Raw genomic sequence first — 15,088 nt, forward strand, 5'->3', positions numbered from 1 at the left:
CTTAGATGAAAGATTTTAATGTTGATATTTATATCAAAGCACTAAAGGTTTGTAAATATTTTACATTGGAGGGTGTTGAGAATTTATGCAAAAGATACCCAAATAATAACTATATAAAGCTAGCTTTAAAAATCAAAGCAAAAAATCAAGCAAAGGATTAAAAATGAGAGTATATGTGGCAAGTGCTTACGAAACAGCTTTAAAGTATGGTAAAGATAAAAAATTCGTAAGAGATTTAGCTCTCAAAGCCCTAGATCAAGCTAATCAAAAATTTGATAGTAGCGATGAGCTATTTTCTCCTGTGCTTAGTTTTATGAATAAGCATGAAGATAAGAGCAGAGATGTTGTTATGCAACTTTGTTTTGATGAATTGAGACAATGTGATGCGTTATTTGTTCCTAATTTGAAATATACAATCTTGAGTGAAGGCGTAAAAGATGAGTTTGAATTTGCAATAAATAACGGCAAGGAGATATTTTTTGAGAGTTTGTCTATGTGGGAGATATTTTTAAGAAGAAGAGAATATCAAAAAAAAGATACAAAAGACACCAAAAGCAATGATATTGCACTACTAAAATATATGATAGAGATACAAAACGAGAATCTTAAATTTGCTTTTGAAAAATTAGCTTTTTTATTCTCAAAAGTAGAGGATATACACAAAAGCCTAAAGGAAGATCATGTTTAATAAAACTATTTTGATTGGCAATTTAACCAAAGATATAGACTTAAGGTATCTTCAAAACGGAACAGCCATAGGCAAAAGCTCAATAGCTGTAAATAGAAATTATGTCTTAAATGGTGAGAAAAAAGCGATGTAATGTTTGTGGATATAGTATTTTTTGGAAGGTTGGCTGAAGTAGCAAAGCAATATACATCAAAAGGCTCAAAATTGCTTATTGAGGGCAGACTAGTGCAGGAGTCCTGGAGAGATACTGCCGGGCAAAACAGAAGTAAACATGTGATAGGCGTAGAGAATATGGAGATGCTAGGAGGAGATGGCGGATATAGCATAAATACACAAAATAATACATATTCCAAAAACGGACATGATACAGAAGTAGATGATAAAGTAGCTGATGCTAGGAATTTTGCCAACCCCGTAGCTAAAAAGGCCAAAGAATCCAAAGAGTTAGATCGTAATCTTGAAATTCTAAATGAAGAATACGACAGAGTAAATGAAACTTCCCATTTTAAAAAGGCATTGATATGAAAGTTTTGGATCAAGTTATATCTGATGAATACGCCATATATAACGGCGATAGTTGTGAAGTTATAAAGAATTTTGGCGATGATAGTATGCATTTTATCATATACTCGCCGCCTTTTGATAGTCTTTATACTTATTCCAATTCAGATAGAGATATGAGTAATTCGGTTAATGGCGAGTTTATGATGCACTTTGAATTTTTGGCTTATGAGCTTTATAGGGTGTTAAAAAGCGGGCGACTTATGGCTTTTCATGTTATGAACGCTACAACCTCAAAAAGCAAAGACGGGTTTATCGGAATTAGGGATTTAAGAGGCGAGCTTATAAGGCTATTTCAAAAAGTAGGCTTTATATTCCACAGTGAAGTTTGCATATGGAAAGATCCTGTTATAGCTCAGCAACGCACAAAGGCGATAGGACTTTTACATAAACAAGTAGTGAAGGATAGCGCTATGAGTCGTCAAGGCTTAGCCGACTACCTAATCGTTATGAGAAAACCGGGCGAGAATTTAGAGCCTGTCGAGGGCGGATTTACTTACTATAACGGCACGGATAACTTTAACGAAAAATTTGAGCCTGAAAAAGGAAGGCTGGATCGCGGCAGCATAGAAGTATGGAGTAGATACGCAAGCCCGGTGTGGATGGATATAAACCCGAGTAAAACCCTAACCAAAGAAGGAAGAGAAGATGAGGATGAAAAGCATATGACTCCAACTCAACTTGATGTTATAGAACGTGCAATCCAACTTTGGAGCAATGAAGGCGATATTGTCTTTACTCCGTTCTTGGGAATTGGTAGTGAAGTATATCAAGCTTTAAAAATGCGTAGAAAAGGCATAGGCATAGAGCTTAAAAGCTCATATTTTAATGTTGCGGTCAAAAATTGCAAGTTGGCCATAAATGAGCGAGAGCAAAAGAGTCTGTTTTAAAGGTCGATGCTATGAATTTATTTTTACAAGAAGCGAACTTTAAAATTTATGAGATGGTAAGAGAGTTTTTAGATGGTATGCTTGACAAGCTAAACGAGCTTGATGAGTTTGAAATAAGCGAAGATGCGCGTGAGATAATAGAAGAAGTCAAACGCGATATAGAAGACTTTTTGAGATAAGGATAAAAAATGACATATGAAAGTTTTTTAAATTCAAAGAGAAGATTGGCAGCTTTTAAAAGCATAGATATATCAAGAGATGAGTTAAATAAAGCACTTTTTGAGCATCAAAAGGATTTAGTCCAGCTTGCACTTAAAAAAGGGCATTTTGCAATATTTGCAATGACAGGAAGTGGCAAAACTCCTATGCAAGGAGAGTGGGCTTATCAAATTTGGAAAAAAGAGCAAAAGCCGGTTTTGATATTAGCTCCTTTAGCGGTAGCTCATCAAAGCATAAATGAGATAAAAAATATACTAGGCTATGACGTTAAATATTGTGAAAGTGCCAAAGATGTGATTAATGGTATTAACATAACAAACTACGAGAAGCTCGATAAATTTAATCCGTGCGAGTTTGTAGCGCTTGTATTAGATGAAAGCAGTAGGATCAAAAGCTATACATCTAAAAGCAGAGATTTAATTATACAGAGCTTTAAATCTACTCCATACAAACTCGCATGCTCAGCAACGCCATCGCCAAATGACTATACGGAGCTAGGTAATCATACAGAATTTTTAAACATAATGAGCTTAAGTGAAATGCTATCTATGTATTTTATACATGATGGTGGAGATACTTCAAATTGGATATTAAAAGGGCATGCGGTTAGGCCTTTTTGGGAATTTATAAGCACTTGGGCTGCATTTTTTACAAAGCCTAGCGATCTTGGATACTCTAAAGCGGAAGATGAAAAATTTAAGCTGCCAAATTTAACTATGCATCACATAGAAGTAGAGCATGCAAGCACTACTTCGCTTTTTGCTGTGGCTGCACAAACCTTAACGGAGCGTAGGCAAGCAAAGAGAGATAGCATAAAAGATAGGTGTGAGGCTGTTGCTAAAATTTGTAACTCTAGCGATGATAACTTCTTGGTTTGGTGTGAGCTAAATGATGAAGGAAAGATGCTAAAGGATCTCATAAAAGATAGTGTTGAGGTCAAAGGTAGCGATAGCGATGAGTTTAAGGCTAAAGCTATGCAGGACTTCGCAGAAGGCAAGATAAGAGTTTTAATCACAAAGCCAAAAATAGCAGGGTTTGGAATGAACTGGCAAAAGCATTGTAAAAATGTAATATATGCGAGCTTATCGGATAGCTTTGAGGGATTTTTCCAAAGCTTGAGGCGAGTTTATAGATATGGCCAAAAGCGAGATGTGGATTGCTATATAGTCACTAGTGAAGCGGAAGCCAATGTAATATCTAATATAAAGCGCAAAGAAGAAGAGTTTATAAAGATGATAAGCGGGGTTTTGGAGCAAACAAAAGAGATGATTCAAAGAGAGATAAGGCGGACAAAAACGATCAAAACAGAGTATGAGCCAAAAATGGCTATGGCTATGCCAGAGTTTTTAAAAGTGAGTTGAGGAGTAAGCTATGAATGAATTAATCAAAATTTCACAAGTAAGAATGAACACTGATGAGGTCAATGCAGTAAATGCAAGAGATCTGCATATGTTTTTGGAGAGCAAAACAGACTTTTCAAATTGGATCAAGAGAAGGATAGACGAAGCTGATGCCGTTGAAAATACCGATTATACGTCATTCGCCAAAAAAGTGGAGCGAGAAATCGGCGCAACAGAACGCATTGAATACATCATAACCTTAGATCTTGCTAAGGAAATAGCAATGCTTGAAAGAAATCAAAAAGGCAAAGAGATACGCAGGTATTTTATAGAGTGTGAAAAGCAACTAACAAGGCGCATTAAAGCCCCAAGCACTATGAAAGAAGCTCTGCTCTTAGCTCTAGAACAGCAAGAGCAAATCGAAGCTTTAGAGGCTGAGCAAAAAGCTAATTTGCCATATGTAACATTTGCCAAAGCAGTTGAAGCAGGAGCAACTAGCATAAACATAGGTGATTATGCGAAGGCGCTATGCAGTAATGACAAAATAAACGTGGGGCAAAAAAGACTTTTTAGATGGCTTAGAGAAAATGGATATTTGCAAAAAGACAATATGCCATATCAAAAATATATAGATAACGGCTACTTTGAAGTAGTGACAAACACAATTGTAACAACAAGAGGCAATATGCAAACCTTTACTACCAAAGTAACAAGCAGAGGACAGGTTGCACTATCGCCAAAGATAGAATTTGACTTTTCAAAAAGCGCTTAAAGGAGTCTATTATGCAAAGTGATTTTATAACAAGGGCGCAAGCTCAGGAGATTTTAAAATGTAGTGTAAGCACTCTATGGAGGCTTTGCAAGGCTGGCAAGATCAAAAAATTTCAAAGATCTTCAAAACTAAACCTTTACTCTAGATCGGACATTAATGCTTTTATTCAAAGCACTCAAGATTATTCAGCCAATCAGCCCACCACTGCATAAGCCCTCGCATTAAAGGCATATAATTAGCCCTGTTATATGCCTCTCTTATCTTGTCTTTCTCTTTGTGTGCTAGGCATCTTTCTATAACATCTGGGCTAAATCCGTGAATATGAGCATTTTCATTTGTAATTGTGCTAAACATAGCCCTAAAGCCATGAGATACTATTTCGTCTTTACTAAAGCCCATGCGCCTAAGAGCCAAATTCAAAGTGTTTTCGCTCATAAATTTGCCGTTTTTAATACTAGGAAATAAAAAATCATTTGGTAAAGTGTTACTTTTATACTCATTTAATAGCTTAATTGCTTGCTTTGATAGCGGAAGAGTAAAAGTTTCACGCATTTTCATCTTTTCGCTTGAAATTTGCCATATGCCATTTTCAAAATCAAACTCATCCCATCTTGCGCTTCTTATATTAAATGGTCTAACAGCAGTATATATGGCAAGTTTTAGAGCGAATTTAGTTTTTATATCTCCATTGTAATTATTAACGGCTATTAGTAGTCTTTTGATGTCATCATGGCTGGTAAGTGTTGAGAAATTTTTAACCTTGCCTGATTTGAATGTGTATTGATAGTTGATGTCGGATATGATGTTATGGCTTACTTTATCTACTCCAACGGCGTATCGCCATATCTGAGAGCAAAGCATATAAATTCTATTCATAGTTTCAAAATGCCCTGTCTTTTCTATCTTTCTTAAAATGCTGATAATGTCCGCTTTTGTTATATCGTTAATCTCTTTGGAGCCTAAAAACGGGAAAAGATGCCTTTCAAGCCTTATAATTTGTTTATCAAGTGTAGTTTTAGCGACTTTTGTAGCTTTGATGTTTAACCACTCCATAGCTATACTTTTAAGTGTCGTATCTGATGAGGTCTTGATGATGAGCGGGTCATCTCCGCTTGCAATCTGCTTTAGAAGCTCCATTTTGCGCTCTCTTGCTTCGGCAAGACTAAGAGTAGGGTATTCGCCTAGAGCCATTCGCCTGATTTTTTGAGTTATCGGGCTTTTAAACTCGAAAGCAAAATATTTACGCCCGATTGGTGTTACAAATAGGTATAAATTTTTGCCGTCCGATTTCTTATACTCTTTTTCTTTTGGTTTTAGTGACTTTATTAGCTTATCTGTTAGCGGAGCGTTTATTTTAGGCATTGTTACTCTTTTTACGGATTATTTTTGATATTTTATAAAAACTCCGTTAAAAACTCCGTAAAAAAATCTGGCAAGAGATGAAAAAAGATGAAATAAAATGATTAAATATGAAAATGTATTTTTAACAAAACAGCGTATTTTAGGGGCTTATTTGAAACAAAATGAAAAGATGTGAAATGTTTTGGAAAGTATAAATGGTGCCCGAGGTCGGACTCGAACCGACACAAGGTTGCCCTTACCAGATTTTGAGTCTGGCGCGTCTACCAGTTTCACCACTCGGGCCAAAAAGAATTGTATTTTACCTAAAAGAGATAAAAGATATATTAAATTTTGAAAGAATATTTAAAATTTTGGATAAATAAGAAGCTCCGCAAGGAGCTTCTATGAAAAGAAATTATTTCTTTTTGCCTTTTTTGCCAGCACCAGCCACAACTGCTTCTTTCAGCTTTTTGCCAACTTTAAATTTGACCGCTTTACTAGCAGGTACATCAATAACTTTCTTAGTTCCTGGAACTCTAGCTTTTCTTGCAGCTCTATCAGCTGTGCTAAAAGTACCAAAACCTATGAAGCTAACGCTACCGCCAGCAGTAAGAGCTTCTTTGATTGTCTCTAGAGCGGCATCAACAGCTTTTAGAGAATCTTTTTTTGAAAGACCAGCCTTTTCGGCGACAGCTTGAATAAATTCAGCTTTTTTCATAGAACCATCCTTTTAAGAAGTGATATATAGGCATTTTACAACGTTTTTTGAAAAAAAACAATAGTTTTGAAACCTAAATTTCATTAAAAAATGTAGTTTTTTATAAAAAAAGTGAATTTTTTATAAAATTTGCATATAAAACTCATTTTTGAATCCATTTTTTTTGATATCAATTAGCATTAAATTCTCTAAATTTAATTTGCTTAGTTCGTCAATTGTTTCAATCCTTGCTTTTGCTATTTCTCTTAAAATAATTCCTCGGTAAGCTTTGGCATAATGGCTTACGACTTTGCCGTTTTTTATAAATTTAAAAGTCGTAAAAGGCTTTTTTATTTCATAAAATTTTTCATAAAATTCAGCTCTTAAGTCTAGTATGTCATCATCTTTGAGCCAGTTATCTATTGCTAAGGAAAAATGTTCTTTATAAAATTTTTCAATATTTAATTTGTCTATTTTTTCTCCCTGCTTTAGTTTATACTCACAAATTTCATCTCCAGCCAAAATGCCTCCGAATAAATTTGAGAATATCATTACGTTTTTATCGATAAAATTTTGAGCTTTAGTGTCTAAATTTTTATAGTTTAAGTGCTTGTAGGCTACGCCTTCGTATCTTAAAACAGCTTTTATAGCACTTTTTTTAAAAATATCCTCTCTTAAATTTTCGCACTCTTCTAAATTTTTAAGTCCGAATAGCTTTGATAGTTCGCTTGTTGTAGCTCTTTTTAAAAATTCATTGTATTGATTTAAAATTTCAATCCTTAGATCATATAGCTCTGGAAATATAAAGCTATTTTTGTCTATAAATTTATTTGATTTTACGGCACTTTTTGCCTCGCTTGGAGAGAATAAAATTTTCATAACCGCCTCGATAAAAGTAAAATTTTAAAGCCTAATAATACTCTAAACTAAATAAATTTTTAAATTTGACGATAATTCATGAATTGGAACTTAAATTGCTTCTAAAAGTTTATAGAAATATTAGGATATAGATATGCGTATTACCAATCAACTAATGAAATTTAACGATACATACAACTACCAAGTAAATATGAAGGAACTTTATAGGCTAAATACTCAAATTTCAAGCGGATTAAAGATACAAAATTCATTTGAAGATAGCAGTATTTATAATGATGGCATGAGGCTTGATTATGAGGTTGCAACGCTAAATCAAGTTCAAGACGCGACCTCTAAGGCTGGCAGTTTTTCTCTTAATACGGATAAAGCTTTAAAAGAATTTAAAGAAAAACTTGAACTGTTTAAAACAAAGCTTGTTCAGGCCGGAAATGAACATCATTCAAAAACTTCAAGAGAGGCTTTGGCAAATGATCTACAAGGCATAAAAAACCATCTTGTAAATATCGCAAACACATCTATAAATGGGCAGTTTTTATTTTCTGGAAGCGCTATTAATACAAAGCCGATAAATGGCACTACAAATCAGTATTTTGGAAATTCTCAAGAGATGAGAGTGGTCGGAGGCTCACAGGTTAAGCTGGCTTATAACATGCCAGGAGAAGAGTTATTTCTAGGTAGAGATGGTGATTATAACAAGCATATAAGCACAAATGTAATGCTAACCGATCAAAGCGTTTTAAATAGACATGATAATATAAAATATCTGAACGAAGAGAGCAAGATCAGAAATATGATCGGTTTTAACTATGTTAAGGATGAAAAAACTCTATCCGATTTGGATTTTGGCGGACCTAATGCAAAATCATTTCAAAATACGACATTTTATCTACAGGGTAAAAAGCCTGACGGAACAACTTTTACAAGTAAATTTCAAATGACAGCTGACGCTTCCATAAAAGATCTCATGGAAAAAATCGGAACCGAATACGGAAATACTCCAAATAATAGAGTTGTAGATGTCACGATAAATAACGAAGGGCAATTTAATATCAAAGATCTATCAAAAGGAAATCAGGTAATAGATTTTCATATGATAGGCGTTACAAGAAAATTAGATAACGAGCAAGCTCTGACCACTGCCAATATCAATACAGCTTCTAATCATTTTAATCCTACTAATAGTCTTGAAGACTTAGAAGCTATGGTAAATGCAAATCCAAATGACTTTGTAGTAACGGAATTTGTTAAAAGCAATTACAATGATATAAATGGTAATCAAACCAATGCCTTTGATTATGATAGGGTGAAATTTAAAAATGACGGCAGGCATGTCGTAGGTACTGTTTCTCAGATCGCAAGAAAAAGTGGAGAATTTGCGACAGATAATACTACATTAAGTGAAGTTGCCGGAACTGAAAAATTATACAATGGCGAAAGCAGAAAATATAATATTGATGGACAATCTTTGCAGATGAGTATCAAGTCAAAGCATGGTGGAAAATATACTGTGTCTATGACATTTAGCCTAAATGGATTAAATCCAAATTTCACTATAAAGGGAACAATGCCCGATGGTGCAGCAGTAAACTATAATACTCCTGTGTGGGATAGTGTATATAATCCTGTTACAGATAGTATAGATGGCGTTAGAACTCACGCAAAAGATGTAACTTTTAGACAACTTAATGATATTATCTCTTTTGTAGTTAACGACAATATACCAAATCCTGATGCCATAGTTAATCCTCCAGGATTAACTCAGCTTGAGAAATCTTTTTTAGCCTATCAGCAATCCATTAAAGACGCTCAAGGTAGCGTAGAGGTAAATATGGATCATAGAGGAAGAATTAAGATAACCGATAAGCAAAATACAAATACTCCTATTGAGGTTGCTATTTTTGATAGAAGAAATTCGGATATTTTTGCCGGTGATAGCACCGGTAATACTCCGGCTACTTCTCAAGGAGTTGGCTCTGTTTTTACTTTTTCTGCGAATAACGCACTTGATATAGACGTGCCAAGCGTGGATATATTTAGCGATCTTGACAATATGATAGAGGCTGTAAGACTAGGACAGTATCGTGCCGATTCAAATGGACCAGATCCTAGAAATTCTGGAATCCAAGGCGCAATAGAGAGGATAGATCATATATTTGATCACGTAAATAAGCTACATACCAAGGTAGGTGCTCTTTCTAACTCATTAAAAGACACAAATACAAGAGCAAGCATACTATCGGTAAATGTTAAAACAGTAAAATCAGAGATAGTAGATGCCGACTATGGAGAGACTTATATGCATCTTATGCAAAAAATGATGTCATATCAAGCTATGTTGCAATCTGTTGCAAAGGTTAATCAGCTAACTCTATTAAACTATATGTAAAAATACGCTATAATCAGGCTTTTTATAAAGGATTTAAAATTTTAAGAGAGTCGATTTTAGTTGTTGTTATATGTTTTTTAATGTTTTTTGGAGTTGCTACCATAGCTCCTGATGCAAATTTTGTAGGGAGCTTTGGTAAAATTTTAGGTGAAACAAACTTTAAACTGTTTGGATTTATCGGCTATATTTACCCTTTTGTTTTTATCTTTTTTGCTTACTATATTTGTAAATTCGTAAAAAATCTTGATTGGGATTTGGCGCAAATAGTTTCTGGAGTTATACTTTTATTTTTTGCGTTTTTGATGTTTCAGGCTAATTCAAACTCCGATTATGGCGGTCTTATTGGTAATTTTGCGATTTTAGCTTTAAAGGATATCATCGGAGTTATAGGCACATGGGTTTTTATAGCTATGATTTTCATTTTGGCTTTTGGACTTATTGCTCAAGAGAATATAGTGATAATACTAAAAAGAGCCTTTGTGGAACCTACAAAAAAAGAGCCTAAAAATTTAGCACAAGCTCAATATAAAGAGCCAAAACCGATTGCAAAAAAGAAAAAATGTGAAAATATAGAAAATTTAAACCAAGATGAAACAAAGCAGAATTTATCTGGATATGATGAGATTTTGGATTGTGAAGAAAAAACGCAAATTTCTACTATAAATGGAGTTGAGATTTTAAATGAGGTAGTGGAAAACAAAAAGCTACTAGACGAGCTTGATAAGGGTAAGGTAGAAAAACCAAAGGATTTTGAGCTTCCACCGCTTAAATTTCTAAACGATCCCCCAAAGCGTTCACATAATATAAATGAGGTTGAGATTGATCAGAAAATTTCAGATCTTTTGGATAAACTTCGCAAATTTAAGATAGATGGTGATGTGGTTCGCACCTACACCGGCCCTATTGTAACTACATTCGAGTTTCGTTTGGCTCCACATATAAAAGTAAGTAAGATTTTGACCTTGCAAGATGATATTGCTATGGCTCTTCGCGCCCAAACAATACGTATTCAAGCGCCAATTCCTGGCAAAGACGTAATAGGTATTGAGGTGCCAAACCAAAATATAGAAACAATATATTTAAAAGAAATTTTAGATAGTGAAATTTATAAAAATGCCTCAAGCCCTCTAACTATCGCGCTTGGCAAGGATATAGTGGGGGCGCCTTTCGTAACAGATCTTAAAAAGCTTCCTCATCTTCTTATAGCAGGAACCACAGGAAGCGGTAAGAGTGTGGGCATAAACGCCATGCTTTTAAGTTTGCTTTACAGAAATAGTCCGCAGACCTTACGCCTTATGATGATAGATCCTAAGATGCTTGAATTTAGCATCTATAATGATATTCCACACCTCTTAACACCGGTTATTACTCAGTCTAAGCAGGCTATAACAGCACTTGCAAATATGGTCTCTGAAATGGAGCGTAGATATACGATAATGAGCCATACTCGTACTAAAAATATCGAAAGCTACAATGAGAAGATGAAAGCAGAAGGCGGAGAGCAGCTGCCATATATAGTTGTTATAATAGATGAGTTAGCAGATCTTATGATGACAAGCGGTAAGGATGTGGAAATATATATCGGTCGCCTGGCTCAAATGGCAAGAGCTAGCGGAATACACCTTATAGTGGCTACTCAGCGTCCAAGTGTGGATGTGGTAACGGGACTTATAAAGGCAAATTTGCCAAGTCGCATTAGTTATAGGGTAGGGCAAAGAGTAGACAGTAAGGTCATTCTTGATCAAATGGGTGCCGAAAGCTTGCTTGGACGAGGCGACATGTTGTTTACTCCTCCTGGAAGCCCGGGTATCATACGTCTGCACGCACCTTTTGCAAGTGAAAAAGAGATAGAAAAGATAGTGGAATTTCTAAAAGCTCAACAAGATGTCGTATATGATGATAGATTTTTAGCTGAAAATGGCACGGAAGGAGTCGGTTCTACTTCTAGCGGAGCTATTGGCAGTGGCGAACTAGACGAGCTATATGATGAAGCCAAAGAGATTGTATTGAGCGAACAAAAGACATCCATAAGCTACTTGCAGCGCCGCCTTAAAATAGGTTACAACAGGGCTGCTACTATAATAGAACAGATGGAGCAAATGGGTGTGCTAAGCCCTGTAAATGCCAAAGGGCAAAGGGATATTTTATAATTTTAGTAAAAAACTCTATTTAGATAAAGTCCGTTTGGTGGGGCGGGTATTCGCGTAAGAGGTTGTTTGTCTTGTAGGGCTAAATTTATTAAATCTGCTCCATTTTCTAGCCTTAAAGCCTTTAGTATCGTAGCCACCATTAGACGAATTTGAGCGCGTAAAAAACCGTTAGCCTTAAAAACTATAATGGTCTTTTCTTTATAAGAGTAGCAAAATGCTTTAGTTATAGTGCGAACAGGACTTTTTGTATCGCTTCCAACTTTCATAAATGCGCTAAAATCATGCTCGCCTATAAAAAGTGCTAAAAGCTTATTTGTCTTATCTATATCAAATTTTGGCAAAAATGTCTGATATTGACTTAAAAAAGGGCTAAAATCTCCATGATTTATAATATATCTATACTGCCTAAATTTAGCATTATATCGGGGATGAAAGTTATCATCAACTCTTAAAATTTTTTTTATATGAATATGCGGGTGAGCGTGGCGATTTATTAGATCGGCCAGTCTTTTAAAGTCTTTAAAATGATCTCCGCATCTAACGCTTGCAACTTGATTATTGGCGTGTACGTCTTTATCGGTTCTAGAGCTTGATGTGATCTTGTCAAAGATTCCAACATGGGCTAAGGCTATACCGAGTTCATCTTCTACTCCGTTTTCGTGCGGTTGTGTTTGAGATCCTTGAAATTTGGAGCCATCGTAGCTAAATATTAGTTTTATTTTCAATCTAATATCTTTTTAAAATCGTTTTTTTGTAAAATAGCATCGAGCTTATTAAAAATAGAGAAAATATTGATAAAATTGCTATAAAAAGCTTTGAAGATAACATCATAATCATTGCAAAATAGGCAAACAAAACTCCAAAAGTACCAAAATATACAAATCCTTTTTCATATCTATAGGTTACTACTCCAAAACTTAAGGAAAACAGCGTTGTAGCAACCGGAAAAAGCGCTATCAGAACATAGGTGGTAAAATCTCTCGCCTTTTTTTTGTTTGTATTGATATCGCTCCAATACTCTAAAAAAGAGCGTGTTTTTGAAATTTTATCGTTAGAAAGAGTGTTTATTTTCATATATTTAAAATCGGCCTGATGCCATACATCATCTTTTATATCGTAAATTTTGCCGTTATTTAGTCTAAGTTCCAAATTTGATCTATTGTTTATTATCTTTGCGTTTTCGGCGATAATTAGCCTTTGAGCATTAATTTGTGGCGAATATAGGGTTACACCCTCATATGTAGTGCCGTTGATATCGTTTTTTTGACTTTGGATATATATCATCCAGTTTGAAAATTTCTGCCCAAACTGAGTTGTCTTTAAATTTAGCTTGGCTATAGTTTTTTTATACTCTATAAAATTTCCGTTTAGCTCAGCCGCCGTAGGGATTAGGACTATGGCCGTGATTAGTAGAAAAATCGAAACTATAGAGCTAATTAACATAAAAAATCTAGCAATAAAATTTGGAGAGTATCCTAAAGTAAAGATCACAATACTCTCGTTCTCTTTAGATAGTCTAAAAAGCGTCATCGCTAAAGATACGAAAAATGCTATCGGTATCGTAAAAAGCAGTATACGAGGTAGCATAAATAGATATAGCTTAAAGAGTTCAAAGAAGGTTATCTCGATATAGGAGGTAATGCGTGCTATCTGTATAAAAAATACTATCGACATTATCAGAAATAGTGTAGAAAATAGCGAAGCGAAGGTGCTTATAAAATTGGTAAAAAGATAGCTATTCACTCTACCCATAAAGTTTTTCCAAAAGTTCTAAAAATTGAGGTTTTAGCAGATAAACAATAAGTAGTCCGAGGCTTAAAAACGGCACAAATGGTAGCTCGTATCCTCTTTTTCTAACTATCATGTATGCGGGTAGCGTCAAAAGAGCCGCCATGTATATCGACATAAGCCCAAGTTTAATACCTAAAATCGCCCCCATAACTCCTGCTATAAAGATATCCGCACTTCCCATAGCCTCACGTTTCATGATGAAGCTTACGGCAAGTCTAAGTAGCCAAAATACGAACATAAAAATTGCTGCACTAATTAATCTATCAAAGTCGCCACTCTCGCCAAATATGGGTAAAGCTCCATAAATAAGAGCCAAAATAAGACTTGTAAATAAAAGTGGATCCGGGACGGCTTTGTATCGAAAGTCAATCACACTAAGACAAAGCAGGATAATAAAGCAGGTGCCAATTATCACTGCCGCATAAAGCTCTATTTCAATAAAATATGCAAAGAGCATTAATATACCGCTTAAAAACTCGACTAAAGGATACTGAAAGCTAATCTTATCCTTACAAAATCCGCATTTTCCACCTAAAAAGATCCACGAAAGTATCGGCACATTGTGATAGAATTTAAGCGGAGTTTTACAGCTTTGACAGTGAGATGCTGGAAAATTTATACTTTCGCCCTTTGGCATTCTATATATCAAAACATTTCCGAAAGAGCCGATAACCGCACCTAAAATAAAAAATATCGCACCTATCATAACCCGCCAAATCTCCTACTGATTTGATAAAAATTTTGAACTATTTTTTCTAATTCCAAACTTGTAAAATCCGGCCAAAGAGTATCGGTAAATGCAAGCTCGGCATAACTTGCCTGAATAAGCATAAAATTTGAAAGTCTCTTTTCTCCACCAGTTCTAATTAGTAGGTCAATAGGTTCACTTTCATCTAAATTCGCTTCTAAATTCGCTTCATTAATATCTAAATTTTGCTCTTGCATTCTTTTAAGAGCTCTTAAAATTTCATCTTTGGCACCATAATTTATAGCCAAATTTAGCTTTAGCTTTTTATTGTCTTTAGTAAGTGATTTTAAATTTGAAATTTCATCTCTTAATTTATCGTTAAAAGGTATTATATCGCCGATCACATTAAAATTTATCTCATTTTTTATAAAGCTCTCTTTTTTTGAAACTAAGAATTTTAAAAGTAGATCCATTAAAAAATCAACCTCACTTTTTGGTCTACTCCAATTTTCAGTGCTAAAGGCGTATAGGCTTAAAATTTTTATATCATTTCTTATACAAAACTCGCACATGGCTTCGACTACGTTTGCGCCAGCCTCATGTCCTTTTGTGCGTATGAGCCCTTGCTTTTTCGCCCATCTGCCATTGCCATCCATTATAATCGCCAAATGTTTTAAACTATTCAA

General features: G+C 34.9%; 15 protein-coding genes, 1 tRNA gene and 3 pseudogenes. 11 read left to right on the top strand and 8 right to left on the bottom strand.

Translation table 11 applies throughout. The annotated features are described in order from the left end of the window. Positions 1 to 5: 5 nt before the first annotated feature. The 8 genes and pseudogenes from CDOMF_RS04895 to CDOMF_RS10850 all read left to right on the top strand — a co-directional run bounded on the left by CDOMF_RS04895 (position 6) and on the right by CDOMF_RS10850 (position 4,682). Positions 6 to 161 carry a hypothetical protein gene (locus tag CDOMF_RS04895; protein ID WP_260953010.1) on the top strand — a complete coding sequence of 52 codons (156 nt, stop codon included), beginning with the start codon at positions 6 to 8 and terminating at the stop codon, positions 159 to 161. A gap of 2 nt (positions 162 to 163) precedes the next feature. Continuing rightward, a complete protein-coding gene (locus tag CDOMF_RS04900; RefSeq protein ID WP_260953011.1) occupies positions 164 to 688 on the top strand; it encodes a hypothetical protein in 525 nt (174 codons plus the stop codon). Continuing rightward, positions 681 to 1,213: pseudogene (gene ssb / locus CDOMF_RS04910) on the top strand (single-stranded DNA-binding protein). Before CDOMF_RS04900 ends, ssb begins: the two are co-directional and overlap by 8 nt. Continuing rightward, a complete protein-coding gene (locus CDOMF_RS04915) occupies positions 1,210 to 2,139 on the top strand; it encodes a DNA-methyltransferase (protein WP_260953014.1) in 930 nt (309 codons plus the stop codon). Before ssb ends, CDOMF_RS04915 begins: the two are co-directional and overlap by 4 nt. Before the next feature lie 11 nt (positions 2,140 to 2,150). Further along, positions 2,151 to 2,318: a hypothetical protein gene (locus CDOMF_RS04920; RefSeq protein WP_260953015.1), complete on the top strand. Its 168-nt coding sequence runs from the start codon at positions 2,151 to 2,153 to the stop codon at positions 2,316 to 2,318. A gap of 9 nt (positions 2,319 to 2,327) precedes the next feature. Next, entirely contained in the window at positions 2,328 to 3,719 is a 1,392-nt protein-coding gene (locus CDOMF_RS04925; RefSeq protein ID WP_260953016.1) for a DEAD/DEAH box helicase, read from the top strand. A gap of 10 nt (positions 3,720 to 3,729) precedes the next feature. Then, complete coding sequence (locus CDOMF_RS04930) at positions 3,730 to 4,470, top strand: antA/AntB antirepressor family protein (RefSeq protein WP_260953017.1); 741 nt, start codon at positions 3,730 to 3,732, stop codon at positions 4,468 to 4,470. A gap of 11 nt (positions 4,471 to 4,481) precedes the next feature. After that, complete coding sequence (locus CDOMF_RS10850; RefSeq protein WP_442863523.1) at positions 4,482 to 4,682, top strand: helix-turn-helix domain-containing protein; 201 nt, start codon at positions 4,482 to 4,484, stop codon at positions 4,680 to 4,682. On the opposite strand, the gene CDOMF_RS04935 is transcribed toward CDOMF_RS10850, so the two are convergent. From CDOMF_RS04935 to CDOMF_RS04950, 4 genes are all read right to left on the bottom strand, one after another. After that, a complete protein-coding gene (locus CDOMF_RS04935; RefSeq protein WP_260953018.1) occupies positions 4,633 to 5,832 on the bottom strand; it encodes a tyrosine-type recombinase/integrase in 1,200 nt (399 codons plus the stop codon). The two genes, CDOMF_RS10850 and CDOMF_RS04935, sit on opposite strands and share 50 nt — an antisense overlap. Before the next feature lie 195 nt (positions 5,833 to 6,027). Beyond that, positions 6,028 to 6,114, bottom strand: a tRNA-Leu gene (locus CDOMF_RS04940). Between the two features lie 112 nt (positions 6,115 to 6,226). After that, positions 6,227 to 6,529 carry an HU family DNA-binding protein gene (locus CDOMF_RS04945; RefSeq protein WP_260953019.1) on the bottom strand — a complete coding sequence of 101 codons (303 nt, stop codon included), beginning with the start codon at positions 6,527 to 6,529 and terminating at the stop codon, positions 6,227 to 6,229. Between the two features lie 120 nt (positions 6,530 to 6,649). Continuing rightward, positions 6,650 to 7,387, bottom strand: a complete 738-nt coding sequence (locus CDOMF_RS04950; RefSeq protein WP_260953020.1) for a YaaA family protein — start codon at positions 7,385 to 7,387, stop codon at positions 6,650 to 6,652. 133 nt (positions 7,388 to 7,520) lie between these two features. Here CDOMF_RS04950 and CDOMF_RS04955 point away from each other — a divergent pair, with 133 nt between their 5' ends. The 3 genes and pseudogenes from CDOMF_RS04955 to CDOMF_RS04960 form a co-directional block, all read left to right on the top strand. Then, complete coding sequence (locus tag CDOMF_RS04955; protein WP_260953021.1) at positions 7,521 to 9,773, top strand: flagellin N-terminal helical domain-containing protein; 2,253 nt, start codon at positions 7,521 to 7,523, stop codon at positions 9,771 to 9,773. Between the two features lie 80 nt (positions 9,774 to 9,853). Next, positions 9,854 to 10,159: pseudogene (locus CDOMF_RS10855) on the top strand (DNA translocase FtsK 4TM domain-containing protein); the annotation flags it as partial. Positions 10,160 to 10,468: 309 nt separating this feature from the next. Further along, positions 10,469 to 11,923, top strand: a pseudogene (locus CDOMF_RS04960) (DNA translocase FtsK); the annotation flags it as partial. Between the two features lie 2 nt (positions 11,924 to 11,925). Here CDOMF_RS04960 and truA read toward each other — a convergent pair. Genes truA through uppS form a run of 4 tightly spaced genes read right to left on the bottom strand, consistent with a single transcriptional unit; the run spans position 11,926 to position 15,088 of the window. Next, positions 11,926 to 12,648 (bottom strand): tRNA pseudouridine(38-40) synthase TruA, encoded by a 723-nt coding sequence (truA, locus tag CDOMF_RS04965; RefSeq protein WP_260953023.1) that lies wholly within the window; start codon positions 12,646 to 12,648, stop codon positions 11,926 to 11,928. 1 nt (position 12,649) lies between these two features. Beyond that, positions 12,650 to 13,675, bottom strand: coding sequence for an LptF/LptG family permease (locus tag CDOMF_RS04970; protein WP_260953024.1), 1,026 nt, complete (start codon positions 13,673 to 13,675; stop codon positions 12,650 to 12,652). After that, positions 13,668 to 14,420 (bottom strand): prepilin peptidase, encoded by a 753-nt coding sequence (locus tag CDOMF_RS04975; RefSeq protein ID WP_260953025.1) that lies wholly within the window; start codon positions 14,418 to 14,420, stop codon positions 13,668 to 13,670. The genes CDOMF_RS04970 and CDOMF_RS04975 overlap by 8 nt, the downstream gene beginning before the upstream one ends. Next, positions 14,417 to 15,088: a polyprenyl diphosphate synthase gene (gene uppS / locus CDOMF_RS04980; RefSeq protein ID WP_260953026.1), complete on the bottom strand. Its 672-nt coding sequence runs from the start codon at positions 15,086 to 15,088 to the stop codon at positions 14,417 to 14,419. The genes CDOMF_RS04975 and uppS overlap by 4 nt, the downstream gene beginning before the upstream one ends.

Source organism: Campylobacter sp. RM16187 (assembly GCF_025319965.1).
Lineage (GTDB): Bacteria > Campylobacterota > Campylobacteria > Campylobacterales > Campylobacteraceae > Campylobacter_A.